15 protein-coding genes, 3 pseudogenes and 1 riboswitch are annotated in these 18267 nt (G+C 60.2%); of the genes and pseudogenes, 11 read left to right on the forward strand and 7 right to left on the reverse strand.

Annotated elements, in window-relative coordinates:
* Positions 1–70 precede the first annotated feature (70 nt).
* Positions 71–1288: an MFS transporter gene (locus LHFGNBLO_RS02635; protein ID WP_258599972.1), complete on the reverse strand. Its 1218-nt coding sequence runs from the start codon at positions 1286–1288 to the stop codon at positions 71–73.
* Positions 1289–1883: 595 nt separating this feature from the next.
* Here LHFGNBLO_RS02635 and LHFGNBLO_RS02640 point away from each other — a divergent pair.
* From LHFGNBLO_RS02640 to queC, 4 genes are all read left to right on the forward strand, one after another.
* Positions 1884–2510 carry an AAA family ATPase gene (locus tag LHFGNBLO_RS02640; protein ID WP_258600542.1) on the forward strand — a complete coding sequence of 209 codons (627 nt, stop codon included), beginning with the start codon at positions 1884–1886 and terminating at the stop codon, positions 2508–2510.
* Positions 2392–3117, forward strand: a complete 726-nt coding sequence (locus LHFGNBLO_RS02645) for a response regulator transcription factor (RefSeq protein ID WP_258600543.1) — start codon at positions 2392–2394, stop codon at positions 3115–3117. Before LHFGNBLO_RS02640 ends, LHFGNBLO_RS02645 begins: the two co-directional genes overlap by 119 nt.
* A gap of 450 nt (positions 3118–3567) precedes the next feature.
* Entirely contained in the window at positions 3568–3921 is a 354-nt protein-coding gene (gene queD, locus LHFGNBLO_RS02650) for a 6-carboxytetrahydropterin synthase QueD (RefSeq protein ID WP_258600546.1), read from the forward strand.
* A 4-nt stretch (positions 3922–3925) separates the two neighbouring features.
* Positions 3926–4693 (forward strand): 7-cyano-7-deazaguanine synthase QueC, encoded by a 768-nt coding sequence (gene queC / locus LHFGNBLO_RS02655; protein WP_258599973.1) that lies wholly within the window; start codon positions 3926–3928, stop codon positions 4691–4693.
* 556 nt (positions 4694–5249) lie between these two features.
* Here queC and LHFGNBLO_RS02665 read toward each other — a convergent pair.
* Positions 5250–5498 (reverse strand): hypothetical protein, encoded by a 249-nt coding sequence (locus tag LHFGNBLO_RS02665; RefSeq protein ID WP_258599974.1) that lies wholly within the window; start codon positions 5496–5498, stop codon positions 5250–5252.
* Positions 5499–5705: 207 nt separating this feature from the next.
* On the opposite strand from LHFGNBLO_RS02665, the gene LHFGNBLO_RS02670 reads away from it, so the two are divergent.
* The gene (locus tag LHFGNBLO_RS02670) at positions 5706–5918 is read left to right on the forward strand and encodes a cold-shock protein (protein WP_095495993.1); all 213 of its coding nucleotides are present in this window, start codon (positions 5706–5708) and stop codon (positions 5916–5918) included.
* Positions 5919–6115: 197 nt separating this feature from the next.
* Here LHFGNBLO_RS02670 and LHFGNBLO_RS02675 read toward each other — a convergent pair whose 3' ends face one another.
* Positions 6116–6580 (reverse strand): MucR family transcriptional regulator, encoded by a 465-nt coding sequence (locus LHFGNBLO_RS02675; RefSeq protein WP_258599975.1) that lies wholly within the window; start codon positions 6578–6580, stop codon positions 6116–6118.
* 294 nt (positions 6581–6874) lie between these two features.
* On the opposite strand from LHFGNBLO_RS02675, the gene LHFGNBLO_RS02680 reads away from it, so the two are divergent.
* The 3 genes and pseudogenes from LHFGNBLO_RS02680 to LHFGNBLO_RS02690 all read left to right on the forward strand — a co-directional run bounded on the left by LHFGNBLO_RS02680 (position 6875) and on the right by LHFGNBLO_RS02690 (position 9371).
* A protein-coding gene (locus LHFGNBLO_RS02680) for an IS3 family transposase (protein ID WP_258599977.1) occupies positions 6875–8004 on the forward strand; the annotation gives its coding sequence in 2 pieces (ribosomal slippage) (positions 6875–7133 and positions 7133–8004; 1131 coding nt in all).
* A 62-nt stretch (positions 8005–8066) separates the two neighbouring features.
* Positions 8067–8563 (forward strand): annotated as a pseudogene (locus LHFGNBLO_RS02685) (cytochrome-c peroxidase); the annotation flags it as partial.
* A gap of 451 nt (positions 8564–9014) precedes the next feature.
* The gene (locus tag LHFGNBLO_RS02690) at positions 9015–9371 is read left to right on the forward strand and encodes a hypothetical protein (protein ID WP_258600548.1); all 357 of its coding nucleotides are present in this window, start codon (positions 9015–9017) and stop codon (positions 9369–9371) included.
* A gap of 468 nt (positions 9372–9839) precedes the next feature.
* Here the strand turns inward: LHFGNBLO_RS02690 and LHFGNBLO_RS02695 are convergent, their stop codons facing one another.
* Entirely contained in the window at positions 9840–9968 is a 129-nt protein-coding gene (locus tag LHFGNBLO_RS02695; RefSeq protein WP_258599979.1) for a hypothetical protein, read from the reverse strand.
* A gap of 655 nt (positions 9969–10623) precedes the next feature.
* Here LHFGNBLO_RS02695 and LHFGNBLO_RS02700 point away from each other — a divergent pair.
* The 3 genes from LHFGNBLO_RS02700 (at position 10624) to LHFGNBLO_RS33435 (ending at position 13012) form a co-directional block, all read left to right on the forward strand.
* Positions 10624–11010, forward strand: coding sequence for a hypothetical protein (locus LHFGNBLO_RS02700; protein ID WP_258599981.1), 387 nt, complete (start codon positions 10624–10626; stop codon positions 11008–11010).
* A gap of 392 nt (positions 11011–11402) precedes the next feature.
* Positions 11403–12533 carry a transposase gene (locus LHFGNBLO_RS33430; protein ID WP_319944154.1) on the forward strand — a complete coding sequence of 377 codons (1131 nt, stop codon included), beginning with the start codon at positions 11403–11405 and terminating at the stop codon, positions 12531–12533.
* 5 nt (positions 12534–12538) lie between these two features.
* Complete coding sequence (locus LHFGNBLO_RS33435; protein ID WP_319944155.1) at positions 12539–13012, forward strand: IS66 family transposase; 474 nt, start codon at positions 12539–12541, stop codon at positions 13010–13012.
* A 353-nt stretch (positions 13013–13365) separates the two neighbouring features.
* On the opposite strand, the gene LHFGNBLO_RS02710 is transcribed toward LHFGNBLO_RS33435, so the two are convergent.
* The 3 genes and pseudogenes from LHFGNBLO_RS02710 to LHFGNBLO_RS02720 all read right to left on the reverse strand — a co-directional run.
* Positions 13366–13668, reverse strand: coding sequence for a DUF982 domain-containing protein (locus tag LHFGNBLO_RS02710; RefSeq protein ID WP_258599986.1), 303 nt, complete (start codon positions 13666–13668; stop codon positions 13366–13368).
* A gap of 523 nt (positions 13669–14191) precedes the next feature.
* Positions 14192–16541, reverse strand: a pseudogene (gene metE, locus LHFGNBLO_RS02715) (5-methyltetrahydropteroyltriglutamate--homocysteine S-methyltransferase).
* Between the two features lie 93 nt (positions 16542–16634).
* Positions 16635–16834: riboswitch (cobalamin riboswitch) on the reverse strand.
* Between the two features lie 403 nt (positions 16835–17237).
* Positions 17238–18224 (reverse strand): annotated as a pseudogene (locus tag LHFGNBLO_RS02720) (adenosine kinase); the annotation flags it as partial.
* Between the last annotated feature and the right edge of the window lie 43 nt (positions 18225–18267).

Consider the following 18267-nt stretch of genomic DNA (forward strand, 5'->3'; position numbering starts at 1 on the left):
CGGGGGCAGGACCGCGTCGCGCGGCTGGTGCGATTCCACCTCAGCGCTGAGCTTCTCTCCCATCAGGAGGTTAGGTTGCGCGTTTCGGGCCGAATAGGAACACTGTGAGGGCCGCAAGCAATGTGGCAATCGCGGTGTAGGCAAAGACACTGGTGACGCCGGAAGCATCCACCAGTAGTCCGCCGAAAATCGCGCCGGCTGCGATGGCTACCTGGAACGCTGAGGTCATCAGCACGCCGGCGCTTTCGGCCTGCTCGGGAACGGCACGCAGCACCATCCAAGTCTGCAACCCCACCGGCACCGCACCGAAGGCAAAGCCCCATACGGAAACCGCAATCGCCGAGGCAAAGGTCGATGCTCCAAGCATCAGCAACGAGATAGCGGCTATCGCCATAAGCAGGGATGGCAGGGCCGCGACCGCCTTGAGACTGTGTTTGGCCAGGAATGCTCCGGCTAAACTGCCGAAGAAGCCGCTTATGCCAGAAACGAGCAACAGTAGCGAGATCTCCTCGATATCGAGCTCGGGATTGGTCCCGAGGAAGGCCCGGATGTAGGTGAAGCTGGCGAAGTGCCCAGAAGCGACCAGCAGTACGACCAAAAGTGCGACCTTGATGGTCGGATTTTTGGCCACATCCAGCAGACTGCGGAATCCAGCCATTTCAACGGGAGGCAGCGTCGGCATCGTTACCAACTGCACAAGCAGTGTAACGGCATTAACGACCGCGGTGATCATGAAGGGCGCCTGCCATCCCCAGATGTGGCCGAGATAGGCGCCGATGGGAGGCGCGCATACGAGAGCGACCGAAACGCCGCCGAGGATGATTGACATGGCGCGCGGCAGAAGGTGATTTGGAACGAGCCGCATCGCGAGCGATGCCGAAATCGACCAGAAGCCTCCGAGCGCAATGCCGAGCACGACACGTGCCGCCAGGAAGACCGTGGGCGACCACGCGACTTCCGCCAGAATGTTGGACAGGATCTGAAGCAGCATCATCGCCCACAGGACGATCCTGCGGTCCAGGCGCTTTGTGATGATGGCCATCGTCGGCGCCGAGATCGCCGCAGCAATCGCCGTCGCTGTCATCGTCTGTCCAGCGACGCCCTCTGTGATACCGAGATCATGCGCGAGCCGCGTCAGCACGCTGGCAGGCAGAAACTCTGCCGTCACCAGCCCGAAGGTGCCCAAGGCCAGCGAAATGACCGCACCCCATGCGGGACGAGACCGTTGATCCGGCTTTTCTGGGTCTTGCGGAACAGCACCCATGAAGCCTGTCGTGGATCCGGTCATGAATATGCTCGCCAGGTTTGCGTTGCGCTGCAACATGGGTTGGCTGCGATGACCCGAATTAAAGCCAGAAGCGCGCCGTCGCTGCCCGACATGTTGTGACAGTGGGGCGTGCAATTTCGGTGCCGGTTCTCCGTGCCGGACGAGGATGTCATCGTCGGGAGGCAACTCGTCAGGCCGTTCCATGCCGACGTCGCCGTCCGTCTCGAACCAGCCATGCGCAAGCAGCTCCGAGCACGTCTGATGTTGCGCGGCGGGAACGACGCAAAGCCGGTCGCTATGCCCGCCGCCTTTAGGCAGCCAAAATTGGCTCTGACTCGAAGGCCCAACTTCTGGTAGCGGCTCGAAGCTGACGCTTTGTGTCGGGCATTGTCGGGTCCGCTACACGGCTTGTTCCTACCATCATTTATCTGGCAGCGAGCACTTGTTAGAGCCCCAAGCTAACCAGCTGAAAAGAAAAAGGAAGATCCCAGTTAGCTATGCATCGGAAAAGTTGGCACGAGTCTTGAAACCCTTCGTTGTGAGGCGGCAAGAGCTGCCCATCGGCATTTATGTCGCGGGCAGCCGCGACCGATGGAACGAAGGAAGGAAATCTATAATGTCAGGTCTGCGTCAGATCGCCTTTTACGGCAAGGGCGGCATCGGCAAGTCCACCACCTCCCAAAATACGCTCGCCGCACTTGTCGACCTTGGGCAGAAGATCCTCATCGTCGGCTGCGACCCCAAAGCCGACTCCACCCGCCTGATCCTGAACTCGAAGGCGCAGGATAGGCGGTCACCAGGAAAACGTTCGACATTTTTGCCGAGTGGACGCTGCCAAGGAGAGAACTCGCCGCATTGGAGAATTCATGATGCGGACCTCCTTCCGTCACCCGCGACGGCCCCAGAAGGATCCCGGAATATGCGACCCCCATCAACGCGACGACCTGCATCGGTTGCGGCCGCTGTGACAAGGTCTGCTGGCGCGAGGTCATGCACCTCCACGCCATCGATCATGCGGGCGAAGTCCTCGGCCTCCGCGCCGTCCAGGGCGACGACTTCTATACCGAGCTCAATCAATCCAAGCGGCCGAGGCAGAATTGATGTCTTCAGACAACTCAGCACCGATGAAGCCACTGGTCCTGATCTGTTCGCAAGATCGGGAGTTCTATCTGACCTACGGCCACATCCTGGAGGCGGATGTCTTCACGAAAGAACTGGCCGACGGCGTGGAGGACGCGCTTAAATTGGCAGTTGAGCGGGAGCCGAAGGCCGTGCTGCTGGACTGCCAGCCGGCAAGCGCGACAGGATCCAACATCTTTGCCCAGCTCAAGGGGGACCCCCGGACCGGCGGCCTGCCCGTTATTGCTCTGATCGGGCCCGGCGCCGAGAAGCAACATATAGATCTCTTGAAGGCAGGCATTGACGACAGCTTTGTGCGGCCAATCGACCCAGCGAAGCTGCTCGATTGCCTACGGGCGAAGCTTGCGCTGGCAAAGCCGGGTTCAAACGGGATTGCAAACGGCAGATTGCTCCGCTGTGGCAGCCTTGAGATGAACGTCGATGCCCGCCGAGTCCACGCTAACGGCCACGACATCCACCTCGGACCGCTCCAGTTCAAACTGCTGCAGCATTTGCTCGAGACTCCCGGCAAAATGTTCAGCCGATTCGAGTTAAAGAGCGCAGCCTGGGGGGAAAAAATCCATATCGGTGAACGCACCATCGATGTCCATATCAGCCGGATCAGAAAGGAGCTGAAGAGGACGTCGGCCGGCTGCGTCATTCGTACCATCAGGTCCGACGGCTACTCGGTTGAGGAGGCTGACGCTGAACCTGAACCTGACGGTGAATAGGCATCGGTGCGCTGCCACTCCCCTCCGTCGCGCTGAGCGCAAAGCTAAGGGGGCCGAACGCGCTTAAACGGCCCGACATATTCAGAAAGAAGCATTCAGATGCCATTTAAAACCGTGCTCAGTGTGACGGGAGCTGATCACTCCGATCAGGACGTCAGAATAGCTGCCAGCCTTTGTGCCGAGGTCGACGCGCATCTTTCCGTACTGATTATATCGCCTCCGCCGCTCCTCGTGTGGCTACCGCCGCTCTGCGATGGCGTCCCCGTGTGGCCTCAACAATATGCATTGAACAGACTGGAAAAACGGTCTTGGCAAATCGGCCGACTTTCACACGACATGGACAGATGGGAAAAACAGTCCTGGCAAATCGAGAGACCTTCACACCGCCTATTGCCTTGCCAACCCACGCTGGCGGCTCGCTCTTCAAACACACAAGTTTCTTGGAATCCCATGAAAATTACACAGGCTTTCACGTTCGAGGCAGCGCACCGTCTTCCCCGGGTGCCCGAGACCCATCGCTGCCATCGAATGCACGGCCACTCATACCGTGTGGAACTTCGTCTCGAGGGGCCAGTGGATCCGGACACGGGCTTTGTTGTCGATTTTTTCGACGTGGAGACTACTTTCGGCCCCCTTTTGCAGCGCCTCGACCATCACTGCCTGAATGAGATCGAGGGCCTCGAAAATCCCACCGCCGAAAATATCGCAATCTGGCTCTGGGACCGAATTAAACCGATCCTGCCGCAAATTGCGTCGGTGACAGTCTACGAGACCCCCCAATGCTGGGCTGAATATGAAGGGTGAGACGATGCAACAGGATTCTCAGACTGCGCTCGTTCTCTTCTCCGGCGGCCAAGATTCAACCACCTGCTTGGCTTGGGCTCTCGACAAATTCGAGCGGGTCGAGACGATCGGCTTTGACTACGGGCAGCGGCATCGGGTCGAACTCGAGGTCCGGCCGCGAGTGCTCGATCGAATGCGGAGGGGCTTTCCGGGTTGGAGCAGTCGACTCGGCGACGATCACCTCATCGACATAGCGGTGCTTGGACAGGTGAGCGAAACTGCGCTTACCCGTGGTGTCGAGATCGCGATGCAGGAGAACGGGCTCCCCAATACGTTCGTGCCTGGTCGCAACCTTCTCTTCTTAGCCTTCGCGGCCGCCGTTGCGTATCGTCGGGGCGCGAAGCATCTGGTCGCTGGCGTCTGCGAGACGGATTACTCGGGCTACCCCGATTGCCGAGACGACACCATCAAGGCGATGCAACTCGCCCTGAACCTTGGGATGGAGACACGCTTTGTCATCCACACTCCCTTGATGTGGATTGACAAGGCGCAGACCTGGGCGCTGGCGCAGCGCCTGGGGAACGAGGCACTTGTTCACCTCATCTGCGAGGAAACCCACACCTGCTACAACGGCGACCGCACCCACCGCCATGCCTGGGGTTTCGGTTGCGGGAACTGCCCAGCGTGCGAACTACGCGCTCAAGGGTGGGAGCGCTTCTGCTCCTCTCCGGCGAGCGCGCGCCGCAACCGATCGGCGCCCGTGCCGCCGTGCGGGCCGGCACGCTCAATCTGACAGGACCGCTGACGATCGAGGCCACCGCTGCAGCGACGATTCGGTCCTGGCCGAAATGGTTCGGCTGATGGGGGCAGCCAAAGGCGGACGCCCTCGCTGTCGCCGGATCGCCGGTTGCGCTTCCGCCTTTTATTCTTCGGTCGTCGACCTTACGGCCTTCTGGCGTTTCTTGGCTGGGTCGTCGTCGCGGGAGATTGGCAGCAAGCGATCACAATCGCGCCGACCAGCGCGCTGCAACGCTGTAACCGGCCGGGTCGCAGTTCAGGAAGGCGAATTTCCTGAAAAACGTTCACCGGACGTGAAATTGATGCTCCGATTTTTTTCGTTGTCGGCGTGTAGATTTAGGCAGGCCAGGGTCGACGCTGAACGAGCAGAGGAGTCAGGAGCCTGGGTCGTAGGAAAGGGGAGGTGGCCGCCGGACTCTTCGCAGTAGAGGTGGCGAGAGGCTGGCTGAGGAGGCGACGGCATCTTGCACGCGCCATGCAGGTAGTTTTACGCGCTGGTTAGCCGACGAACAGATCGATGTTTCTAACCGGGACCGGCTCCAAGCTCAACGCTATGATGCCAACAACAGCCTGATCCTGGTCAATTTCAGATGTGCCAACCGCCGCGCTGGATAATGGAACATCTCTTGGGTGCTTTCTATAACAAACACCAGGGTCATTAAATCAAGCAGGAAGTCGTCGATCGCCTGGGCGATTGTTTGTGACTTATCGTCGAACTGATCCAGCAAAACGCGCGCCCTATCGATCGCATCCGCGCTGGCCGCATCGACTAACGCCTCGATCCTTTCGAAACAATCCAATTCCGAACTCCTTCAAGCCCTCGCCAGGGTCATGCACCAAGGTGGCGACGTGAACCACCCGGCCGTTGACCCGTGGCGCGAGCCACTATCAGCAGATCGAGCCGGGGCCGTGCAATTTTTCGTTTTTGCTTTGCCTATAGTCTCGGCTATGAAGCGGACTGGCCTTATGGCCTGCCCACGCTGCAATTGTTACAAAGGAATACCCATATGGCGACCGGAACGGTGAAGTGGTTCAACAGCTCCAAGGGATTTGGATTTATCCAGCCCGACAATGGGGGGCAGGATGTTTTCGTCCACATCTCCGCTGTCGAGCGCGCGGGCCTTTCTACCCTCAATGAAGGTCAGAAGATCAACTATGAGATCGAACAGGACCGCCGCACTGGCAAGTCATCCGCTGGCAGTCTCAGCAAAGCTGGCTGATTTTCAGGTCGCGTCCCGCGAGAGCCGGAAGCACGCGGTACGTCCCGGATGGGCTAACCCGACCGGAAGGCCGGAGCAGCAGATTGCTGCAAGCGGTCGCGAAGGCTGTCTGCAAAGGTAAGGCGGGGGTTGCTCCCCCGCCTTTCATATTCCGCGCAGATCATGCCAATGGCAGCAGCGAATCTCGGTTGCCGAGATTAAGCCGCGACCTTCTTGCGAGTCCGCTTCGCCGGCACCGGCGTTTCCGGCTCCTTCGGTTTGCGGCCGAGCCCCATCGTCTTGGCCAAGGCCGAGCGCGCCGCTGCGTAGTTCGGGGCGACCATGGGATAATCCGCCGACAGGCCCCATTTGGCGCGATACTCATCCGGCGTCAGCCCATAGTGGGTCGACAGATGGCGCTTTAGCGATTTGAATTTCTTCCCGTCCTCAAGTGAGATGATGTAGTCCGGTGTCACCGACTTCTTGATCGGGACCGCAGGCTTGAGAGCCTCAGGCTCTGCTGCGGAGACGCTTCCGGTCGTGCCTTTCAAAGCTGCGTGCACTTGGCCGATCAGAGCAGGGAGATCCCCCACCGGAACCGGATTGTTGGAGACATAGGCTGAGACGACATCGGCGGTGAGCTCGATGAGGGTGTCGATGTTCTTGTCGGCTTCTTCTGTCATGAAACTCTCCGGTCGGCTTGAAACGTAGTCGGCGAAGCGTCGCTTCATAGTGGCGGCTGCCGCTGAAAGCAACAAATGTCTCGACAGGATTATTGCGATGCTCGTCCAGCATCGAGGTCTATAGCCGCATCCCACCATTCCCGGGTGAGGCCGATCGCGTCACCTTCGACAACTTGGCCAAGGCAGTTGAAGCCTTTGAGGCGACGTTGAGAGGTGGCTCGGCAAAATTGGACAGGGTGATAAGTGGAATTTCTGCCTGAGATCGGCATGAGTGCCGGAACAGGAGAATCACGAATGAGCAGACGACCACGCCGGAACCACAGCCCGGCTTTCAAGGCGAAAGTTGCGCTTGCGGCGATCAAGGGAGAAAAGACGCTGGCCGAGCTGGCGCAGCAATATGATGTGCATGCGAACCAGATCACGGATTGGAGAAAGCAGCTTCTGGACGGGGCCTCGAACGTGTTTGGCGCGGCGGAGAAATCGGAGCCGACGGTGGACATAAAGGCCCTCCATGCCAAGATCGGAGAGCTGACGCTGGCCAATGATTTTTTAGGCTCGGCGCTCGGCAAGGCCGGCTGGTCGGGGAGCGCAAGACGATGATCGACCGGGAACATGAACTGCCGATTGCCAAGCAGGCGGCCGAACTGGGGATCAGCCGCGGCAGCGTCTACTCCCTACCCAAGCCGACATCGGCGGCAGACCTGAAGCTGATGCGGCGCATCGACGAATTGCACCTGGATTACCCGTTCGCGGGCAGCCGCATGTTGCAGAAGCTTTTGAAGCGCGAAGGCTATGAGACGGGTCGCCTGCATGTGCGCACCTTGATGAAGCGCATGGGTATCGAGGCGCTCTACCGCAAGCCGCGCACTTCGAAGCCGGGCGACGGGCACAAGATCTATCCGTATTTGCTGGGCAAGCTGGCGGTGACGCGGCCCAACCAGGTCTGGGCGACGGACCTGACCTATATCCCGATGGCCCGCGGCTTCTGCTACCTGGTTGCTGTCGTCGACTGGTTCACGCGCAAGGTACTGAGCTGGCGGCTGTCGATCACCATGGATGCGGCGTTTTGCATTGAAGCCCTCGAGGAGGCGCTGGCGACATACGGCAAGCCCGAGATCTTCAACTCCGATCAGGGCAGCCAGTTCACCAGCCATGACTTCACCAAGGTCCTGCTCGACCGGGAGATCAGGATCAGCATGGATGGCAAGGGCGCCTGGCGCGACAACGTCTTCGTCGAGCGTCTCTGGCGGTCGGTGAAATATGAGGAGGTCTATCTCAAGGCCTATAACAGCGTTCGCGAAGGGCGGGCGTCGATCGGAAAATATCTCGATTTCTACAATCGGCGACGTCCGCATTCCAGCCTTGACGGCAGAGCGCCAGATGAGGCCTACTTCACCCCGCTACCGCTTCCCGAGGCGGCCTAACCAGAGGCAGTGTTCCACTTATAAATCGGGAATTCCTGTCCAAACAAACCGAGCCACCTCTGTTGGTCACGCCGGCCCCCTTCGATGCCTTCCTCAATGGCGATGATGCAGCCATGACTTCCGAACAGAAACAGGGCCTGGCGCTTTTCATGGAGAAGGGTGCTCGTCCTGCCATGCCGGTATCAACGTTGGCGGGCAGGACTTTTACCAATTCGGCCTTGTGGAAAAGCCCAGCGCGAGGTCCTGCCGAAAAAGGACAAGGGCCGCTTTGCGGTCACCAATACAGCTGACGATTCCTATGTTTTCCGCGCGGCGCCGCTGCGCAACGTAGCACTCACCGCGCCGTACTTTCATTCGGGCAAGGTTTGGGATCTGAAACAGGCCGTGGCCATTATGGGCGCCACCCGGCTCGGGCGAAGAATTGAAGGCAGAAGAAGTCGACCTGCTCGTTGCCTTCCTCAACTCGCTGACCGGAAAGGTACCGGAGGTGGTCTTGCCCATCTTACCCGCCGAAACGGCGACAACGCCTCGACCTGCATCTCAGATCTTAAGGAAATGAATAGCCGGAGCTGGCTACGGAAAGCTGCAATCAACAATGATTGCGACCATCACTGGGAAGAGATGATCGCAACCTCCTTGAGAAGGCAATGCCTTGCATGATCCCATAGTGCAGACAATGCTTCCGCCGCCAGCCCGTTGCGACGGCATCATGCTAGGTATCTGGCGCGAGACAGGCCAAAGGTTCCAAAAGTTGAGGATTGGCGCAGATACCTACAACGAGAAACGCCCATATGGGGCGATAGGGCACATGGCCCCGATCGCCGGTCTCAGACTATGCCAAAGTCAACGGCGTTTGACCGTCCAGTTCCGCTAATTCCCCGCGCAGCCACCGGTTCGCTTTGCCCGATCTCCGAAGGTCTCTTGACTAATTGGCGGCGATGTAGAGGGTTTTTCCGAGAGCTTAGTCGCAAACTGTGCAAAGCCTGCCACGGATAGGGAGGAGAGGGACGCTGGACGAGCACGATCCGAAGGAAGAGCTGATCGAGACAATTTTCCGCAACGGCACAATCACCGTTGTGGGCATCCTGCTCGCCTTTTCGCTTGGCTTCGTCACGCATTGGGCGGCGAATCCCATGCCATGGCGGCTCTACGACCTGTTCGCCATTGTGCCGATCCTGGTCGGCATCGCGTTGCAGATGCGGGCGCTGTCCATACTGCTCGACATGAGTTCGCTGCGCCGACCCATCTATGAACGCGCCAACCGCTTCTTCATGGCCGGCGTCATCCTGACCGCGTGCGGCGTCGGGCTGGCCATCCTGCTCGATGTCTTCGAGATGTCAGCGAAAGGCGCACTGCCCGGCGCTTAACGGCCTGTCACTCGCTTTGACTCTGCCGCACATCGCTGTCAGTCGACTATTGCATCCGCCCAGGTTCGGCATCTTGGCAGTGTCGCACCATTGGACGCCTTACCCGCTGCATTGGCTTTGCCGGGCGCCGACACCGCTCGATCGTAGGCGTGCAGCGACACATCGCAGCAGTCGCGAGGCACCTAGGCCGAAGGGGTAGACGCCGCTAACTGGGTGGCCGGTGATTTCTACCACCTTCTCGGCGTCCAGCGTGCATGGCTTGCCGCCGAACGCATCACCCGATTTGCGGTTGTCGATGGGCGTCAAGCCGAACGCCGACGGCGATACCCGATGCCGATGCGACTAGATTTACATTAGCGGATGTTAAATTTAGAGCGTTTCGGCTTGCCGGAAATTAGGGTCTCGGTGGCATGTCCCGCATGGTTTCGGGGCGGTTGGCAGGAAGACCGATGCGCGGGCGTGGATGGATCAAAGGCGTCGCGTCAGGACGAGGCTCGACAGGTGCGTGCGCGCATAGCCGAACTGGAGCGCGACCTCATGGTGACCACACCAATGGGGCGCCATCGACGTTTCGAAGCCGGACATGAACTTCGCCATGCGAAGTTCCGCCTGGAGCGTCTCGAGGAATGCATCGCCGGAATACCGGAGAAATGTAAGCGTTAGCGAAGCTTCGTCGCTCACAATCCTTGCCGCGCAGTCAGCTCGTCGGCGCGGAACATATGACGCGGGTCACCCTCGGAAAGAGCCGACTGCCGGAAATCCGGCCGCGCAGATCTGTGAGGGCGAAAGCCGAATGGCTGAGCTACTCGACCACGAGCCGACGAAATGTCGCGCTCTACAATACGCCCATTGATCTCTCGGCGACGATGCCGGGTCAAAGAAAGGCAACTAAGCTTCGGAACAGCCAGACTGGTGACCTTTCCCCAGCCAAGTTCAAGCGGCGTCTTGAACACCAAGAGCTGTCGTTTCCTTTTTCGAGGGTTGCCCGAAAAATCTTTAGCTCAGACGTGATTATTGTGGTCCACCTGTCGTATTTCCAGTGGGTGTTGCACGGTAGAATGACAGCGCTTCCCCGTGTGCGCGGCAGGAAGCGCAGGAGGCCAACGCAAAGGCTGAAACACGGTAGGACGGCGCAGACCGTCACACTTTTCAAAAGAGACTATTCTCCAAGGGGATCATCATCATCGATCCGGCGATCGGGAGGCTCGGCCGGGCTGGAGGAGGGCGATGGTAATGATGATGCGGTCAGGAGATGGATGGCGTGATCCAGGCCAGGCACCACGGATCACATCCGCAAAATGGCGGTCCGGCCCCGGAATCGAGCCGCCGTCGCGAGATTTTCGCGGCCGTGGAGGCTTCGCTGTATCCTGTCCGCAGGGCGAAGCGCGCAGCAGATGAAAGTCAACGGAAGGTGCACCACGCGCGGAGACTTGCAAGCCGCGGCAAGGGCTTCGATTATTCGGTGAAACAAGTCGAAAATTTTCGTCCGAACTCGCAGTTTTCAGCAAGTGCGGAATCCGATCGCATGGTGGAATACGAGACCTCCGCCCCGGTGTTCCTTGCCGAGGTCAGACGACCATGGACGGGAGGGGTTTTTGCTCGCAAAAACCACTGGTGCAGACGGCAGCGCGCACCGTAGAGATTCTGAAAGACGTGCCCATCAGAGTAGCGCAGGCAGCTCCGCGAAAAAAATGTGGCGATCCCTCGGCATCACGGCATGGTCGATTCTCACACCGATGAAAACCGAGTGCTGAGAAAGATCATCGGCAGCTCATGTATTGGGCTTCGACGCCGCTGCCATGGGTTAGTAGACCACGACATCTCAACATCAAAGTAAATTGCGGCACGGAACGTCAACATCGGCACTCGCGACGATCCATATGCACCATGATGATGGATCAATGCCGGAGCTGGCTCGTCGGCCCGTCAAAAACTGAGGAGGGGAGCAGTTAAACGCTGTAGCTCGTAACCGGGGCAGATTACCGGGCGGTGGGGGTTTGCAGGCGCGTGCGTTCGTGATTCACCCTTTGCGTGACGCTACCACCGACTGATTCGCTTGAAGGCCTGTCGCTCGCGGAACTCCGCGGGCTGGTTTCTGCGCTGATCGGCGAAGTGCGCGGTCTTCAAGGCCGGGTCGAGAGCCTTGAGATCGAGAACCAGGCGCTACGCGCCGAGAACCAGACCCTGAAGGATGAGATCGCCCGGCTGAAGGACCTGCCGCCGCGTCCCCCGGTCAAGCCGACCAAGCCATCGGGCATGGAGAAGGCGACGCAGCCGACATCTGGCAAGGGCAAGCGCCGCCGGCGCGGCGCCAAGCGCGACGGCGGTCGCGTGAGCCGCGAGGTGACGGTTGCGGTGAGCGCTCCTGCGGGCTCTCGCTTCAAGGGGTATGAGACGATCCTGGTGCGCGATCTGGCGTTGTCGGCCGAGGTGGTGCGCTATCGCCGCGAGCGCTGGGTGACACCGACCGGCGAAACGATGGTGGCGCCCTTGCCGGCGGGGATCATCGGCGGCTGGGGCGCGAACCTGCGCCGCTTCATTCTGGCCTGTCACATTCAAGGCCAGGTGACGACGGAGCGGTTGACGGCGTTGTTGACCGGGATCGGGGTCGACATTTCGAAGCGCCAGGTGGTGCGGCTGATTTCGGAGGGCCTGGAGGCCTTCGCGGCAGAGGACCGTGACGTGCTGCGCGCCGGGCTGGCTACGGCGCCCTGGATCACCGTCGATGATACGTCGGCGCGCCACGCCCACCAGGACGGCTACACCACCCAGATCGGCGATCGCCGCTTCACCGCGTTCCGCACCGGGCGATCGAAGTCACGGGAGGCGTTCCTGGCGACGCTGCGTGCCGGGCACAGCGATTACTTCATCAATGAAGAGGCCCCGGCCTATATGCGCGGCCGCAACCTCGCCGGTCCGGTGATCGCGCGGCTGGCGGCTGCGCCGCACAAGGCATTTGCCGACAGCGCCGCATGGCAGGCGCATCTGCTCGCGGTTGAGCCCAACCAGTCAGGATCGCCACCGAAGGGGCGATGTGGGGAGCGATCCGCCACCACGGCTTTCTTGGCGATACCGTGGTCGTGTCCGATGATGCCGGCCAGTTCCGCATCGGCGACCATGCTCTGTGCTGGGTCCACGCCGAGCGGCTCGTCCACAAATTGATACCCGTGACCCCGGATCAACGTCAGGCCGTCGACATCATGCGCCAGTTGATCTGGTGGTTCTATCGCGACCTCAAGAGCTACCAGCGTGCTCCTTGTCCGCGCCACGCGGCGGCCCTGCGCGCCCGCTTCGAGCGCCTGTTCAAACGACGAACCGGCTACGTCATGCTCGACCGGCTTCTTGCCAGGCTGCATCGCCGCAAGCATGAACTCCTGCGCGGTCTCGATCGTCCCGAGATACCACTCCACACCAATGGTTCGGAAAACGACATCCGCGCCTTCGTCACCAAGCGCAAGATCTCCGGCGGAACCGTCAGCGAGGCAGGCAAGAATGCCCGCGACGTCCTGCTCGGCCTGATGAAGACCTGCATCAAGCTCGACGTCTCATTCTTCCGCTATCTCGGCGACCGCCTCGGCATACCAACACAAGAGTCGATTCCGCCGCTCCCGGATCTCGTTAGGCAAGCCGCTCAAGCCTGACTGCCCGGTAATCTGCCCCGGTTACCTGTAGCTCTTGCCATCTCGATCAAATGCCGGCGTGCAAGCGACAGTTTCCATGATGACACGCGGATCGAGGGTAGCCATAAACTTCGGAGCACGCGCCCAGCACGGCGGCAGAGCGAGTCTAAACCGTCGATCCCCTTTCAAACAGCCCGATTTTGCCACCAACGACCGATGTGCAGTGTCTGGTTCATGGTCGGGGTTGCGCGAAATCTGCCCTGTTGCGGTGAGTTTTGCTTTCGGCGAACTCTGAAAATCTCGAACAGCGAAATCTCGAACAGCGCCCTCCTCAGCGTGCTGCCCCGCGCCAGCCTCATACATTTCGCCGACGCCTACACTTGCACTTTTCCACTGCCCGACTTGCAGGCAGCGAGCCACTGCATCGCGGAGGTTGCATCTTCCAATATGGCGGCCCGTTTCGCAAAGCCGAAAAAGGCATTGCGCGCCGTACTTACCGGTTTTCGCCCATCATATGCATCGTAGCACGCTCTGAGGGCGGCTTCGTGGATCAGATCTCTGCGATCTCCCGGCCACTCATTGAGGAAATCGATAGCGTCCGCAAGGCTGGCGATCTCTTGCACGATGTACGGTGCACGCTTCACGAAAAGGGGGCTGCTGAAAGCCTCAGAGTTCATTCGGTCCTCCCGATCTGCCGAACAGCTAGTTTGCGTCACGAGGCGCCTCATCGACACCCTCCGACAATTGCAGAATGTGTTGTCAGGGCGATGACAGTTTCAAGAGGAAAGCAGCGGGTTGCAGTCCTCTGGTGCAGTTTGTTGGACGGGGAGATCTGCACGCGTTTCGGGCGTGGCATGGCACTCCCATTCAGGCGCTCGCATACCAATGTGGCTTCGCACCCGCGATCGGTCAAAGTTCGGTGATAGTCGCCAGGCGCCGGGATTTCTGGGATCCACCGGCCGTCCGCGCGGCGTCCGGGATCAAAGCTCCATCCGCTCCGGCGTTCGAACCAACCGAGATTTTCCAATTGAACCCGGCTGCCATATGTTTGACAAGCGCAGCGTGCTGCCCGCCCGTACCCCTGAACAGCAACGTGACACCTGCCGAAGGAACATTATATGTTTTTCCTCGAATGACTATTTCCAGTAAAGTAATCGGTTGGGCATGCCAACACGCGGCAGCCGGTAAATCACCACATGGTTAGGACTCAGGAAGGCCTCCGGCCGGCACTTTCTCCCGAAGCGCCCGGGCTGCAGCGACCATGTTCATGAGGGCAGGGCGGACCTCCTCCCATTTGCGTGTTTTGAGGCCACAGTCCGGATTTATCCACAGCTGGCCGTCGGACAGTCGCTCGCGGGCAAGCGTGACGAGGTCCGAAATCTCCGCGACTTCCGGGACACGTGGTGAGTGAATGTCGTAGACTCCGGGACCGATTTCGTTCGGATATTTGGAGCTCGTGAAGGCGTCCAGCAGTTCCATTTTCGAGCGCGACGTCTCAATCGAAATTACATCCGCGTCCATTTCGGCGATCGCGTCGATGATCTCGTTGAATTCCGAATAGCACATGTGAGTATGGATTTGGGTCGCGTCCTTTACACCCGTTGAAGCGAGCCGGAAGCATTCGACGGCCCAGTCGAGATAGACTTTCCAGTCGGACTTGCGCAGTGGCAGGCCATCGCGAAACGCGGCCTCGTCGATCTGGATCATCCTTGCGCCGGCTCTTTCAAGGTCCGTCACTTCATCGCGCATGGCGAGCGCGATCTGGCGGCAGGCTTCGGAGCGAGGTACGTCGTCGCGAACAAAAGACCAGTTAAGAATGGTCACTGGGCCTGTGAGCATTCCCTTCACCGGCTTTTCCGTCAGCGACTGGGCAAATTGCCACCAGCGCACCGTCATCGGATTGGGCCGCGATACGTCGCCGAAGATGATGGGAGGGCGCACATAGCGGGAGCCATAGCTTTGCACCCAGCCATGCTGGGTGAAGGCGAGGCCAGACAGCTGCTCGCCGAAATGCTGCACCATGTCGTTTCGTTCGAACTCACCGTGCACCAGCACGTCCAGGCCGATCTCCTCCTGCCAACGGATAGCAGCCTCGGTCTCCTTCTTCAGGAAGGTCTCGTAATCGACATAGCTCAGCAAGCCCTTCGCATGAGCGGAGCGCGCCTTGCGCACCTCCGGCGTCTGCGGGAAGGACCCGATGGTCGTCGTTGGGAATGGCGGCAGGCCGAGCGTGCCAGCCTGGACTCTGGAACGCTGGGCAAATGCGCTCTTTCGTTGCTTCATGGCGTCGTCGATGCTGATGATCCGTCCCTCAACGAGCGGATCATGGACCTTTGTGGACGTTGCGCGCGCGGCGGCCGCCTCGGCAGAAGCTTTCAATGCGCCTGCTGCGGCCTCCCTGCCTTCCGACAAGGCCTGGGCCAGCACGACCAGCTCATCGATCTTCTGGGCCGCGAATGCCAGCCAGGATCTGACGTCCACATCGAGCGCGGTCTCCATCCGCAGGTCGATCGGCACATGAAGCATCGAGCAGGAAGGCGCGATCTCGACACGGTCCAGGGGCCAGCCTGCGACGATCGGCTTGATGCGGTCGAGAATCGCAGGCAGGTTCGCGCGCCAGACGTTGCGGCCGTCGATCAAGCCAAGCGAGAGCACCAGATCCTTCGGTGTGAGCCGACCTACCGTCTCCAACTGCTCGGGAGCGCGCACGAGATCGAGATGCAGGCCCGCCACGGGCAGAGAAATCGCGGTCTCGAGGTTGTCTCCCAGCGGTCCGAAATAGGTAGCCAGCATGATCTTCAACTCGGGCGCGGCTTTCGACAGCTGGCCGTAGGCGAACTCGAACGCAGCTCGTTCGTTCGGGTTAAGATCGAGCACAAGCGCTGGCTCATCAATCTGCACCCAGTCGGCTCCCGAGAGCTTTAGCCTGCGCAGGAGTTGCTCGTATACAGGCAGCAGCCGCGGCAGGAGCGCTATCGGATTGAAACCTTCGGCAGGTGATTTTGCCAGCTTGAGGAAGGTGACCGGTCCAAGGATGACTGGGCGTGTGTGAATATCGAGGGCTTTGGCTTCGAGGAAGTGGTCGACCGGTTTCGCAGACAAGAGGGCGAAGGTCTGATCGTCGGTCAGCTCCGGCACCATGAAGTGATAGTTAGTGTCGAACCATTTGGTCATTTCCATCGCGGTTAAGCGGTGCCCCTGAGCCGCATGCTCGTGGCCGGCATGTCCACAACCCGCGGTCTTTCGCGAAGTAGATGTCGAGTGGGACCTCGCCGCCCTTCCAACCGTAGCGGGATGGCACGGCACCGACCATGGCCGCGGTGTCGAGCACATGGTCGTAGAGTGAGAAGTCGTTCGACGGGATTTTTGATACGCCGCGATCTTGCTGCTCCCTCCAACTGGCGGCACGGAGGGCCTTCGCCGTCGTCAGAAGGTCGGCAGCGGAAGATTTTCCGGACCAGTAGCTTTCAAGCGCGAATTTCAGTTCTCGCCTGCGACCGATACGCGGCATACCGAGCGTTGCTACAGGAATCTGCTGAGTGATGGTCATGTCATACCCCGATGGTCGGGCGTGGGGACAAGGAAGGCGCTAGCAGGCCGGCACGAACGCCGGGCTGACCGCGACCATCGAGACACCCCGCCCGTGGACGTTGCTCGCCGTGGCAGGTCTCCTGGCTCGCGGGTCATAACCTCTTCCCGTCTTCCCGAGGCTTTTTGCCTCAGTGACATTGGGCGGTGGGCTCGCCGCTAACAGTTGCGGGGGCAGCGCCGGCATCGCACCGGCTTCCCTCTTAGCTCCGCTGCGGCAGTGCCGTACGGAGAACCACGACACGCAGATAATCACAGTAGTCTACTCTCTTGTCAATACCGCATAAAGAAATGTTTATGTGGTTATGTGATTGCGTCTTTGACTTGTGGGCAATGTTGCCCAAAATCGCTTGGATCGTTATCGTCAGCTGTTGCCTTCCAGGCGCTCCCCGGCAGGCGTGGATGCCGATAAGGGGCCGGCAAATCAGCCAATCACATGATCCCGGCTCTTGAGCGACTTGCGGCAGGCGTCGGCGTCGTGATGATCAAGATCCTGGACTGCTACCGGCAGGTGTCGTCAAAGTTCTGAATTTCGGCAACTTGAAACACAGCGGAAAACCGGCGGATGCGCGTGCGACATTTTGATTTATCCGCCCTCGCCTGGACCGCCTGCATAAGGGGGAGGTGAGCAGCTACTCCTCGAGATGTCCGCCTGACGCAACCCCGCCTGTTCAGCCTCGCGGCGCAGGTTCTGGCGCGGGCGCGGGCCGATCTGCTGGATCACCAATCCAGCCGCCAGTGAGCCAAGGTCGCCGCAGGTCTTGAGGTCGCGGCCTTGCGTGTAGCCATGCAGGAAACCGGCGGCATAGAGGTCGCCGGCGCCTGTCGTGTCGACCAGTTCCCTGATCGCGGTCGCCTGGATAACCACGGTCTCGTCGCCGCGCACGATGACCGAGCCTTTTTCCGAGCGGGTCACGGCGGCAATCCGGCAATCCTTGCGGATCTGCGCCAGCGCCTCGTCGAACGACGATGTCTGGTAGAGCGACTTGATCTCGTGGCTGTTGGCGAAAACGATGTCGACGGTGCCGGAGCGCATCAGGTCGAGGAACTCGTCGCGGTAGCGGTCGACGCAGAACGAATCCGAAAGTGTCATGGACACTTCGCGGCCGGCCGCGTGCGCCAGTTTCGCCGTCTGCCGGATCGCTTCCTTGGCGCGCGGCGGGTCCCACAGATAGCCCTCGAAATAGGTGACCTTGGCGCCAGAGGCCTTGTCGGCCTCGACATCCTCCGGCCCGAGCTCGACGCAGGCGCCGAGATAGGTGTTCATCGAGCGTTCGCCGTCGGGGGTGACGAAGATCATCGAGCGCGCCGTCGGCGGCTCGCCCTTGAGCGGCCTGGTGTCGAAGGCGACGCCCTGCGCATGGATGTCGTGCGCGTAGATATCGCCCAGCGCATCGTTCGAAACCTTGCCGAAGAAGGCGGCGCGGCCGCCGAAGGAGGCGACGCCGGCCGCCGTGTTGCCGGCGCTGCCGCCGGACGCCTCGATCGCCGGGCCCATGCGGCTGTAGAGCAATTCGGCGCGCCGGGTGTCGATGAGGTTCATCGCGCCCTTGATGATGCCGTTGGTCTCGAGGAATTCCTCGTCGCACTGGGCGATGATGTCGACAATGGCATTGCCGATGCAAAGCACGTCATAATCCGGCATCAATGTCTCCGCTCAACGGTCCGCTTGGAATGGACTTTCCGCA

The organism is Mesorhizobium sp. AR10, from assembly GCF_024746795.1.
Taxonomy (GTDB): Bacteria; Pseudomonadota; Alphaproteobacteria; order Rhizobiales; family Rhizobiaceae; genus Mesorhizobium.

Bases quoted from the DNA above. Each gene is read 5' to 3' on its own strand.
- LHFGNBLO_RS02635 (WP_258599972.1), bottom strand. From the start codon at position 1,288: ATGACCGGATCCACGACAGGCTTCATGGGTGCTGTTCCGCAAGACCCA.
- LHFGNBLO_RS02640 (WP_258600542.1), top strand. From the start codon at position 1,884: ATGTCAGGTCTGCGTCAGATCGCCTTTTACGGCAAGGGCGGCATCGGC.
- LHFGNBLO_RS02645 (WP_258600543.1), top strand. From the start codon at position 2,392: ATGAAGCCACTGGTCCTGATCTGTTCGCAAGATCGGGAGTTCTATCTG.
- queD (WP_258600546.1), top strand. From the start codon at position 3,568: ATGAAAATTACACAGGCTTTCACGTTCGAGGCAGCGCACCGTCTTCCC.
- queC (WP_258599973.1), top strand. From the start codon at position 3,926: ATGCAACAGGATTCTCAGACTGCGCTCGTTCTCTTCTCCGGCGGCCAA.
- LHFGNBLO_RS02670 (WP_095495993.1), top strand. From the start codon at position 5,706: ATGGCGACCGGAACGGTGAAGTGGTTCAACAGCTCCAAGGGATTTGGA.
- LHFGNBLO_RS02675 (WP_258599975.1), bottom strand. From the start codon at position 6,580: ATGACAGAAGAAGCCGACAAGAACATCGACACCCTCATCGAGCTCACC.
- LHFGNBLO_RS02695 (WP_258599979.1), bottom strand. From the start codon at position 9,968: ATGGCGAAGTTCATGTCCGGCTTCGAAACGTCGATGGCGCCCCATTGG.
- LHFGNBLO_RS02700 (WP_258599981.1), top strand. From the start codon at position 10,624: ATGGATGGCGTGATCCAGGCCAGGCACCACGGATCACATCCGCAAAAT.
- LHFGNBLO_RS02710 (WP_258599986.1), bottom strand. From the start codon at position 13,668: ATGAACTCTGAGGCTTTCAGCAGCCCCCTTTTCGTGAAGCGTGCACCG.